Origin of the sequence: Paenibacillus sp. BIHB 4019, assembly GCF_002741035.1 — a bacterium.
Taxonomy (GTDB): domain Bacteria; phylum Bacillota; class Bacilli; order Paenibacillales; family Paenibacillaceae; genus Pristimantibacillus.
Map to the genome: position 1 here is coordinate 2,775,564 of NZ_CP016808.1, position 9,437 is coordinate 2,785,000.

Here is a 9,437-nt window from a genome sequence, read left to right on the forward strand (position 1 = left end):
GAGATGGATAAGTTTCCGCAGGTAGGCCAAATTGTCAAAGTGCTTCGGGGCAAGGATGAAGACAGCTATGCGGTGGTCATATCCGTCATTGACGAACGTTTCGTTATGATTGTAGATGGCGATAAGCGGCGCTTCGACTCGCCAAAGAAGAAGAACGTTCTGCATCTCGAGTTACAGCCTGTGATAAGCAGCGAAGTTGTAAACAGCTTGCTTGAATCAGGCAGGGTGACCAATACCAAGTTACGTTATGTTATACAGAAGTTTGCACATGCGAAAGGAGAATGACGGTTGGCTAAGGAAGACATCATTGAGGTCGAAGGTACGGTGATTGAACCGTTGCCGAATGCCACATTCAAGGTGGAGCTGGAGAACGGTCATCAAATTCTCGCACATGTTTCCGGTAAGCTCAGAATGCACTTTATTCGTATTCTGACAGGAGACAAGGTGGTTATACAGTTATCGCCTTATGATTTAACAAAAGGGCGCATCACCTATCGTAAGTAGACCGCATTGCGGTTTGCGAGCGAAAGATTCGGGAGGTAATCACAATGAAGGTTAGACCTTCGGTTAAGCCGATTTGCGAAAAATGCAAAGTCATTCGTCGCAAAGGCAACGTTATGGTGATTTGTGAAAATCCGAAACACAAACAAAAACAAGGATAGAAGGAGGGATAACGGCCTATGGCACGTATAGCTGGTGTAGACTTGCCGCGTGATAAGCGCGTCGAAATCGCTCTGACATACATTTTCGGTATTGGCAAAGTGACTTCACAAAAAATCTTGAGCACAACTGGCGTTAACGCGGACACTCGTGTTCGTGATTTGACGGAAGATGAGCTTGCGAAAATTCGTGAAGCAATTGACAAAACAGTTAAAGTGGAAGGCGACTTGCGTCGTGAAATTTCGCTTAACATCAAACGTCTGATTGAAATCGGATGTTACCGTGGTGTTCGTCACCGTCGTGGATTGCCTGTTCGTGGACAACGCACGAAAACAAATGCGCGTACGCGTAAAGGTCCTCGTCGGACTGTAGCTAACAAAAAGAAATAAGAAGAGGTGAAATAGGATAATGGCAAAACCGAAAAAAGTCGTTCGTACAAAACGTCGTGATCGGAAAAATATTGAGTCTGGCGTCGCTCACATTCGCTCGACATTCAATAACACGATTGTTACAATTACGGACCCTCACGGCAATGCAATCTCTTGGGCAAGCTCCGGTAACATGGGTTTCAGAGGTTCGCGTAAAAGCACGCCTTTCGCAGCTCAAATGGCAGCTGAAACTGCAGCTAAAGCAGCAATGGAACATGGCATGAAAACCGTTGAGGTTATGGTTAAAGGTCCAGGCGCTGGTCGTGAAGCAGCTATTCGTTCGCTTCAAGCAGCAGGTCTAGAAGTTAACCTGATTAAAGACGTTACTCCAGTGCCTCATAACGGATGCCGTCCACCAAAACGTCGTCGCGTATAGTTGGATCCACTGTGGTATCAAATGACAGCAACTTGTGAATAATGGTTGTGAAGGTTTGGCATACTACGAGATTTGACTTAAGATACGGTATGGTAACGGAGCGACGTTTGAAGGAGGGTACTATTAGTGATTGAGATCGAAAAGCCGAAAATCGAGACCGTGGATTTGAACGAGGATGGGACTTACGGACGGTTCATTGTTGAGCCGCTGGAGCGTGGCTATGGCACGACGCTTGGAAATTCGCTTCGCCGAATTTTGTTGTCGTCTTTGCCAGGTGCAGCTGTTACTTCCGTTCAGATCGACGGAGTGCTTCACGAGTTCTCTACAGTTCCAGGAGTGATGGAAGACGTAACTGAAATCATTCTGAACCTGAAGGGCCTCTCGTTGAAAATCCACTCCGATGAAGAGAAGGTTTTGGAAATCGACGCTGAAGGCGAAGGAATCGTTACGGCGGGCGATATTCGTGCTGACAGCGATGTCGAGATTTTGAACCCTGATCTTCACATCGCCACCTTGGCCTCCGGCGCGCGGCTCCATATGCGTGTTTTTGCTAATCGGGGACGCGGATATGTGCAAGCGGACCGTAACAAAAGGGAAGATCAACCGATTGGAGTAATCCCGGTTGATTCGATTTACACGCCAATTACACGTGTAAATTACAGTGTGGAGAATACTCGTGTTGGTCAAGTGACTAACTATGATAAACTTACGCTGGAAGTTTGGACTGATGGCAGTATTCGTCCGGAAGAGGCTGTAAGCCTCGGCGCTAAAATCTTGACTGAGCATTTGGATCTGTTCGTTGGCTTGACTGACGAAGCGAAAGATGCCGAGATTATGGTAGAGAAGGAAGAAGACAAAAAAGAGAAAGTTCTGGAGATGACTATCGAAGAACTGGATCTTTCCGTACGTTCATACAACTGCTTGAAGCGTGCAGGAATCAACACCGTTCAAGAGCTGATTACGAAATCCGAAGAGGACATGATGAAGGTTCGCAACTTGGGCCGCAAGTCGCTTGAGGAAGTTCAAGAGAAGCTGGAAGAACTGGGTCTTGGCCTGCGCATGGAAGAGTAGCATCAATTAGTCTAGACTACAGGCAAGGGAGGGAAAATCAAGATGGCATATCAAAAACTAGGCCGTAACGCTAGCGCGCGGAAAGCATTGTTCCGTGACCTCGTTACTGACCTTTTCCTTTATGAGCGTATTCAAACAACGGAAGCAAAAGCGAAAGAGGTTCGTTCGATCGCTGAAAAGCTGATCACGAAAGCGAAGCAAGGCGACTTGCACGCGCGTCGTCAAGTAGCAGCTTACGTGCGTCGTGAAACAATCGATGGAGAGCAAGATGCAATCCAAAAATTGTTCTCGGAGCTGGGCCCCCGTTACTCGGAGCGTCCGGGCGGATACACGCGGATTTTGAAACTAGGACCTCGCCGTGGCGACGCTGCGCCAATGGTATATTTGGAACTGGTAGACCGCGCGTAACATGAGAAAGGGTGGACCCTCGAGGCCACCTTTTTTTATTTGCTGGCTTTTGCGAGAGCAGGAGATGCAGCAAAGGCATAAGGGAGCTAGAAGCTGGAGAGCTTTTGAAGGTTTGGGTAAACTCTCTAGTGAGAGTTGGGATAGAAGCCTTTAAAGGTTTGGGTAGAAGCCCTCTCGAGGGTCTGGGAGGAATTCCACATGCGAAATATTGCAGTAAAGGTCAGCTATGATGGGGCGCAGTTTAATGGCTTCCAATCTCAGCTGGAGCCGCATCTTAGAACGGTGCAGCAGGAGATTGAGAAAGCGTTAAAGGCGCTCACGGGTGAGGAGATTCATATCATTGGCTCGGGCAGGACGGATGCAGGCGTTCATGCTATGGGCCAGGTATTCAATTTCCATACGAAGTCGGTCATACCGGCGGAGCGATGGGCAATTGCGCTGAATACGAGGCTGCCGAAGGATATCGTTATTTTGGAGGCGCACGAGGTGCCGGAGCATTTTCATTCCCGGCGCTCGGCGAAACGAAAGACGTATCGTTATTCGATAGATCGTGGCAAGTTCCCGGATGTATTCACCCGCGAGTATTGCTTTCATTATCCGATGCGCTTAGACGCAGAGGCTATGGCGAAGGCACTGCCCTATGTGATAGGCGAGCATGATTTTACTTCTTTTACATCTATTCATTCGACGAAGCCGCATCATATAAGAACGATTTATGAGGCGTATTTTGAACAGCAGGGCAGCAAGCTTCATATGTACGTGACCGGCAACGGTTTTTTGTACAATATGGTGCGGGTTATTATGGGAACACTGCTGTGGGTAGGGCAAGGCAAGCTGCAGCCGGAAGATATGAAGCGCATATTAGAGGGCAAAAGCAGGTCTTTGGCTGGCCCAACTGCAATGCCTCATGGCCTTACGCTGGTCGAAGTTGAATATCCCGATGAACTAAGAAGTTAATCGTACAAACTGCTTGCTTTAGGCCACTTTTTATAGTAATATATAACTTGTGCTTTCTTAGTGGCTATCCCACAGCCCCGACTGAGATCGTCACAAACTTGGCAGCAATAACTGTTATAAATCGAACGGAAACGTTCTTTGATAAAATTAAATTTTAAACGTAAGCGAATGAAGGAGGATCTCCATGCGTACCACCTATATGGCTAAGCCAAATGAAGTTGAACGTAAATGGTACATCATTGATGCGGAAGGTAAAACCCTCGGTCGTCTGGCAAGCGAAGCAGCTAGCTTGATCCGTGGCAAACACAAGCCGCAATTTACACCTCACGTTGACACAGGCGATTTCGTTATCGTAATCAACGCTGAAAAAATCGTTCTGACAGGTAAAAAACTGACAGACAAAATGTACTACCGTCACTCGATGTACTCTGGTGGTTTGAAAGTTACACCAGCTAACGTTATGATCGACAAAAAGCCTGATCGCGTTATCGAATTGGCTGTTCACGGCATGTTGCCAAAAACACGTCAAGGTAACAAAATGAAGCTTAGACTTAAAGCATACGCTGGTTCGGTACATCCGCACCAAGCACAAAATCCTGAAGTTTACGAACTTCGCGGGTAATTAAAGGGGAGGACAGTTTCATGGCTCAAGTGCAATACTATGGAACGGGTCGTCGTAAACACTCTGTTGCACGTGTACGTCTCGTGCCAGGTGAAGGACGAATCATCATTAACAAACGTGATATCAACGAATACTTCGGTTTGGAAACATTGAAACTTATCGTTAAACAACCGCTTAACCTGACAGAAACGCTTACGCAATATGATGTATTGGTTATTGCTAACGGCGGCGGTATGTCCGGCCAAGCTGGCGCTATCCGTCATGGTATCTCCCGCGCTCTACTGAAAGTAGACGCTGAATACCGTCCAGCTCTGAAACGCGCTGGATTCCTGACTCGTGACCCACGTATGAAAGAGCGTAAAAAATACGGTCTTAAAGCGGCTCGTCGCGCGCCACAATTCTCGAAACGTTAATATGTTGTTCAACAGCCCCTGGCCTTCTGGCCGGGGGTTTTTTGTTGTTTATTGAAGCTTGTGACGGAGGGTGCCGAGAAGCTGAAATAAATGGAACGGTTAGGAACCGAATCCTTGGCGTCATTTTTCTAATAAATAGTCCATAAAAAGCACTGAAAAAACCAACCCGGATATTTGCTGGCAGGCAGGCTTAAGAAAAGACAGGATATGTAGACGGGACAAGCGGAGAAAGTGTGCTTAGAGCCCGTTTTTTTGCATAATAATCAAACTTTAATTCATTTTGGAGTAAACTAGATATTGAAGATTGTGAATGGTCGACGTATAATTAGACTTAATTACAGATCAATATACTTGGTATTGATGCGGAGGAGTAAAACGATGAATCTTTTTGAGAAGGAAGCCCTTATTGCCAAGCAGGCGGTTGAGCTGGAAAATGCAACGCCAGAGGAAATTATTGCTTTTGCGGTTGCGACATTCCCTAATCTTACTTTTGCTTGCAGCTTCGGTGCAGAGGATGTTGTGCTCGTTGATATGCTGCAGAAGGTTAGCCCAACAACGGACATTTTCTACTTGGACACTGATTTCCACTTTAAAGAAACGTATGAAACTCGCGATCGCATGATCGAGCGTTACCCAGGAATTCCGTTCGTAGAGGTAAAGCCGAAAATTACGCCGGAGCAGCAAGCTGCCCAATATGGCGAAGAGCTATGGAAAACCGATGCTAACCAATGCTGCGACATTCGGAAGGTAGAGCCGCTTACGCGGATTTTGTCCCAATACGAAGCATGGATTACAGGTATCCGTCGTGATCAGGCGCCAACACGGGCTAACGCGAAAAAAATCGAGTATGATACAAAATTCGGATTGGTGAAGTTTAATCCGATTGCGCATTGGACAACTGAGGATGTATGGAACTATATCCGTGAAAATGATGTCATCTACAACCCGCTTCATGATCAAAACTATCCGAGCATTGGCTGCGAATATTGCACACGTCAAGTTAAGCCGGGTGAAGACCCGCGTGCTGGACGCTGGGCAGGGCAAGAAAAAACAGAGTGCGGCTTGCATAAATAAACCGCTTTATTCCGAACACAGCTTCTTCTGTCAATAATGCGGCAATATGGCGACGACCAAACCATGTCCGCATGACAAATCCGAGCATTTGACGCTTTCCTTGCACAAATGTACGCGCGCTGCTGCGTGGCACTGTGAATGTGCAGAGACACACTCATAAATAACCATCTCGTCCCATAAGATGATAATGAGCGCCGGCCAAGCTGGAGCTGATTATTATTTGATGGAGGACGGGGTGGTTTTTTTGCGCCGATGGGGACGACGCTTGGTCGTTTGGATAACGCTAAAGGGAGCGCTGCGGTTGACTGCTGCTGTGCTGGCTATTGCACTTGTATGGACGCTGCTTACTTACGGAGATGAGCGCACAGCGCGGACATGGAAAACTTGGGCAACGCCTTTGTCCGGTAAGACGATCGCGCTTGATGCTGGGCATGGTGGAGTAGACGGCGGGGCGGTCAGCAAGCAGGGGGTCGTTGAGAAAGATTTGAATATGGCGATTGCGCTTTATTTGCGCGATTATTTGCAGCAGGCGGGGGCCATTGTCGTGATGACACGCGAAGGGGACTATGATCTGGCAGCTCCAGATACGAAAGCCTATAGCAGACGGAAAACAGAGGATTTGCATAAGCGTGTAAATGTCATAAAGGAAAGCCAGCCTAATTTGGTTATTAGCATTCATATGAACAGTATTCCGTCGGCCAAATGGTCGGGGGCGCAAACCTTTTACAATCCGGCTAATCATCAGGACAGCAAGGTACTAGCTGCTGCTATTCAAAACGAAATCAAACGCAATTTGGAAAATACGAGCCGTGTCGCCGCAACGGAAAACACCGTCTATTTGCTCAAAGCAATTACGGATGTGCCTACCGCTTTAATTGAAGTTGGCTTTCTGTCTAATCCAGGGGAAGCAACCCGGCTCGCCGATTCGGATTACCAGCGCAAGGTTGCCGCCTCCATATATCAAGGGATGCTGCGATATGCTGCTGGAGAGAAAATGACGCTGTCCGCCGAGGAGAAGCCATAAGGGAAATCGTTCCGACATGTTACACCCATGAATGTTGCTGCTTAACTATGCTATAATCATTATTAATAAGCAGTAATCGCATACATAAAGGTGGGACGTATCCTAATGTTAACACGTGAGCAAGCTTTGGAAGCCGTTGAAGCCGTAACGGCGCTATATACGGCGGGCGAGGTAGCCGTCCGCGATGTGATGGTGAAGGACCGTCAAGTTTCACTGACGGTGCTGGTTGCCAGCGAGGAGGCGAAGCCCTCGCTGGAAGCCGCGCTGCGCGAAGCGTTAGCGCGGCTGGGCGCCGAAACCGTGCACTTCCGGTTTCGTGCGCTAGAGCCCGCAGCTGCGGCGGATGCTTCCGCGCAGCGCGGGGCGCCAAGCGGCGGCGGCGAAGCCTCCGCTGCCGCAGGCGCAGGCGCCGCCGGCCCCGTGCAAGGCCACGGGGCCGGGCTGGCGAGCCCGCTGCTGGATGCCCGCAGCGGGGTGCAGTTCATTGCCGTCGCCAGCGGCAAGGGTGGCGTCGGCAAATCCACAGTGACCGTGAACCTCGCGGTCGCTCTCGCTCGCCGGGGCAAGCGTGTCGGCATTATTGACGCCGACATTTACGGCTTCAGCGTGCCCGATATGATGGGCATTGAAGAGCGCCCGCAGGTCGTGAACGAGCGGGTCATCCCGATTGAGAAATTCGGGGTGAAGGTGATGTCAATGGGCTTTTTTGTCGAGGACAACAGCCCGATCGTATGGCGCGGCCCGATGCTGGGCAAAATGCTGCGCAACTTTTTTGACGAAATCGAATGGGGCCAGCTTGATTACTTGCTGCTCGACTTGCCGCCGGGAACAGGCGATGTGGCGCTGGACGTCCATCAGATCATCCCGCAAAGCAAAGAAATTATCGTCACGACGCCTCACGCTACAGCGGCATTCGTCGCTGCCCGCGCAGGGGCCATGGCCATTAAAACCGAGCACGAAATCATCGGTATCGTTGAAAATATGGCATATTACAAATGCAGCAAATGCGGCGAGCCGGAATACATTTTTGGCCGAGGCGGCGGCGGAAGGCTAGCTGAGTCGCTTCATGCCGAGCTGCTGTCCCAAATTCCGCTTGGTGCGCCGGATAATCATCCATCAGAGCCGGACTTCTCGCCATCCGTATACAAGGCAGAGAGCGAGACAGGACTGCTTTATTTGGAGCTTGCAGACAAAGTGCTTCAAAAATGCGAATAGCACGCTCTTCTTCGACCGAATAGCTCTCGCTTTTTCAAGCGAATAGTTAAAATAAAAAGCCCCATGCCAACGAATGAGATCAGCCAGGCAACTGGCCTACCTACATTCATAGCGGGGGCTTTTTTTGTCCAAATATAAGAACGTATTGGTTATGCCGGTTATCCCGTACTGTTCTTCTATTTGTCGGATTGAAATGCGCTGCGCCGCCAAAAGGACGGCGGCAGCCGTTTCACCGTTCACCTTGATTACAAGCTACATCGTATTATCCTGCTGTCCATCTCCTGAGCCTGAATCCTGGCCACTGTCATCACCCGAATCTTGTTTATCCCCACCAGAGCTTTGCTTATCCACCTTTTCATTAGGATTCGGTTTCAGCTCTTCCTGTACAGCTTTCTTCATTAGATCGAGCACTTCAAGCCGGAAAAGCGGATTTTGCATCGACTCCTGCATAATCGACATGACTTGCTTTTTGTACTGCGTGCTTTGCAGTACCTCCAAAATCATCTTGTCCATCTCCGGATTTTTCATCACCTTAATTAACTGCTCCTGATACGATGGATCTTTAAGCAGCTGCTGGTGAATTTCCTTGTTCTGCTTATTGACGGCTTTGGCAAATTCTCCAGCGAAACGAACGTCGGTCATCAGCGTCTTGATCACCTTGTCATATTCCGGGGCGACAAGCACATCTTTTACCGCCAGACGGACCTGCTCCTGATCCTGAACGGACAGTAGCTTGGAGGTGTTCCCGTTATAGCCCGACATTTGCTGGGCCGATTCCTGGAGCGCTTTTTGAGCATCCTCCGTTTTGAGTATATCAATGACCATCGATTTCATGTCTTTGTACGTGACTTGTTGGCTGCTTCCCGATGATTCTGATCCGCAACTGGCCAAGACAAAAGACGTTGCAATGAGAAGCATAATTACCGTCATACGAATGCGCATGATTCGTGTTCTCCCTTCGTGGCAGCATTCCTGTATTGATGGGAGTAGTATGTGTCAAAGTTCCATTGATTATCATGGGGAAAGGTTAGCTTTTTAATGTGAACGTGGTAAAATAAAGGATGTTGGACAGGGTGTGCTTGAAAAATTTAGGGGGATGTCAAACGTGAATATCAGAAAATGGTTTTTTCTCTTTTGGAGCTGTATGGCAGTAGGCGGCTTGGCTACGGCGATATGCGGAATAACGATG

General features: G+C 48.7%; 15 protein-coding genes and 1 pseudogene (1 of these 16 only partly in view). 15 read left to right on the forward strand and 1 reads right to left on the reverse strand.

Annotated features, from left to right (window positions below; translation table 11 throughout):
• Positions 1-3: 3 nt before the first annotated feature.
• The 14 genes and pseudogenes from BBD42_RS11850 to BBD42_RS11910 all read left to right on the forward strand — a co-directional run bounded on the left by BBD42_RS11850 (position 4) and on the right by BBD42_RS11910 (position 8,248).
• On the forward strand, positions 4-285 hold the full coding sequence (locus BBD42_RS11850) for a KOW domain-containing RNA-binding protein (RefSeq protein WP_056035813.1): 282 nt from the start codon (positions 4-6) through the stop codon (positions 283-285).
• A 3-nt stretch (positions 286-288) separates the two neighbouring features.
• The gene (gene infA / locus BBD42_RS11855) at positions 289-504 is read left to right on the forward strand and encodes a translation initiation factor IF-1 (RefSeq protein WP_046234248.1); all 216 of its coding nucleotides are present in this window, start codon (positions 289-291) and stop codon (positions 502-504) included.
• Positions 505-548: 44 nt separating this feature from the next.
• On the forward strand, positions 549-662 hold the full coding sequence (rpmJ, locus tag BBD42_RS11860; RefSeq protein WP_003333770.1) for a 50S ribosomal protein L36: 114 nt from the start codon (positions 549-551) through the stop codon (positions 660-662).
• Positions 663-680: 18 nt separating this feature from the next.
• Positions 681-1,049, forward strand: coding sequence for a 30S ribosomal protein S13 (gene rpsM, locus BBD42_RS11865; protein WP_046234249.1), 369 nt, complete (start codon positions 681-683; stop codon positions 1,047-1,049).
• A gap of 19 nt (positions 1,050-1,068) precedes the next feature.
• Entirely contained in the window at positions 1,069-1,464 is a 396-nt protein-coding gene (gene rpsK / locus BBD42_RS11870; protein WP_046234250.1) for a 30S ribosomal protein S11, read from the forward strand.
• 126 nt (positions 1,465-1,590) lie between these two features.
• Entirely contained in the window at positions 1,591-2,535 is a 945-nt protein-coding gene (locus BBD42_RS11875) for a DNA-directed RNA polymerase subunit alpha (RefSeq protein ID WP_046234251.1), read from the forward strand.
• A gap of 42 nt (positions 2,536-2,577) precedes the next feature.
• Positions 2,578-2,943 carry a 50S ribosomal protein L17 gene (gene rplQ, locus BBD42_RS11880; RefSeq protein WP_046234252.1) on the forward strand — a complete coding sequence of 122 codons (366 nt, stop codon included), beginning with the start codon at positions 2,578-2,580 and terminating at the stop codon, positions 2,941-2,943.
• 198 nt (positions 2,944-3,141) lie between these two features.
• On the forward strand, positions 3,142-3,900 hold the full coding sequence (truA, locus tag BBD42_RS11885; protein ID WP_099518297.1) for a tRNA pseudouridine(38-40) synthase TruA: 759 nt from the start codon (positions 3,142-3,144) through the stop codon (positions 3,898-3,900).
• 184 nt (positions 3,901-4,084) lie between these two features.
• Positions 4,085-4,522 carry a 50S ribosomal protein L13 gene (gene rplM / locus BBD42_RS11890; protein WP_046234254.1) on the forward strand — a complete coding sequence of 146 codons (438 nt, stop codon included), beginning with the start codon at positions 4,085-4,087 and terminating at the stop codon, positions 4,520-4,522.
• Positions 4,523-4,542: 20 nt separating this feature from the next.
• Positions 4,543-4,935 (forward strand): 30S ribosomal protein S9, encoded by a 393-nt coding sequence (gene rpsI / locus BBD42_RS11895; RefSeq protein WP_046234255.1) that lies wholly within the window; start codon positions 4,543-4,545, stop codon positions 4,933-4,935.
• A gap of 378 nt (positions 4,936-5,313) precedes the next feature.
• Complete coding sequence (locus BBD42_RS11900) at positions 5,314-6,009, forward strand: phosphoadenylyl-sulfate reductase (RefSeq protein WP_099518298.1); 696 nt, start codon at positions 5,314-5,316, stop codon at positions 6,007-6,009.
• A gap of 1 nt (position 6,010) precedes the next feature.
• Positions 6,011-6,137 (forward strand): annotated as a pseudogene (gene sat, locus BBD42_RS32835) (sulfate adenylyltransferase); the annotation flags it as partial.
• 116 nt (positions 6,138-6,253) lie between these two features.
• Complete coding sequence (gene cwlD / locus BBD42_RS11905; protein ID WP_237163515.1) at positions 6,254-7,033, forward strand: N-acetylmuramoyl-L-alanine amidase CwlD; 780 nt, start codon at positions 6,254-6,256, stop codon at positions 7,031-7,033.
• Positions 7,034-7,138: 105 nt separating this feature from the next.
• Positions 7,139-8,248: an Mrp/NBP35 family ATP-binding protein gene (locus BBD42_RS11910; protein WP_099518299.1), complete on the forward strand. Its 1,110-nt coding sequence runs from the start codon at positions 7,139-7,141 to the stop codon at positions 8,246-8,248.
• A 252-nt stretch (positions 8,249-8,500) separates the two neighbouring features.
• Here BBD42_RS11910 and gerD read toward each other — a convergent pair whose 3' ends face one another.
• Positions 8,501-9,190 (reverse strand): spore germination lipoprotein GerD, encoded by a 690-nt coding sequence (gerD, locus tag BBD42_RS11915; protein WP_172455462.1) that lies wholly within the window; start codon positions 9,188-9,190, stop codon positions 8,501-8,503.
• A gap of 154 nt (positions 9,191-9,344) precedes the next feature.
• Here gerD and BBD42_RS11920 point away from each other — a divergent pair, with 154 nt between their 5' ends.
• Positions 9,345-9,437: the start of a KinB-signaling pathway activation protein gene (locus BBD42_RS11920; RefSeq protein WP_237163450.1), read on the forward strand. The gene runs 537 nt beyond the window's last position; only the first 93 of its 630 coding nucleotides appear in the window; the start codon lies at positions 9,345-9,347; the stop codon falls past the right edge of the window.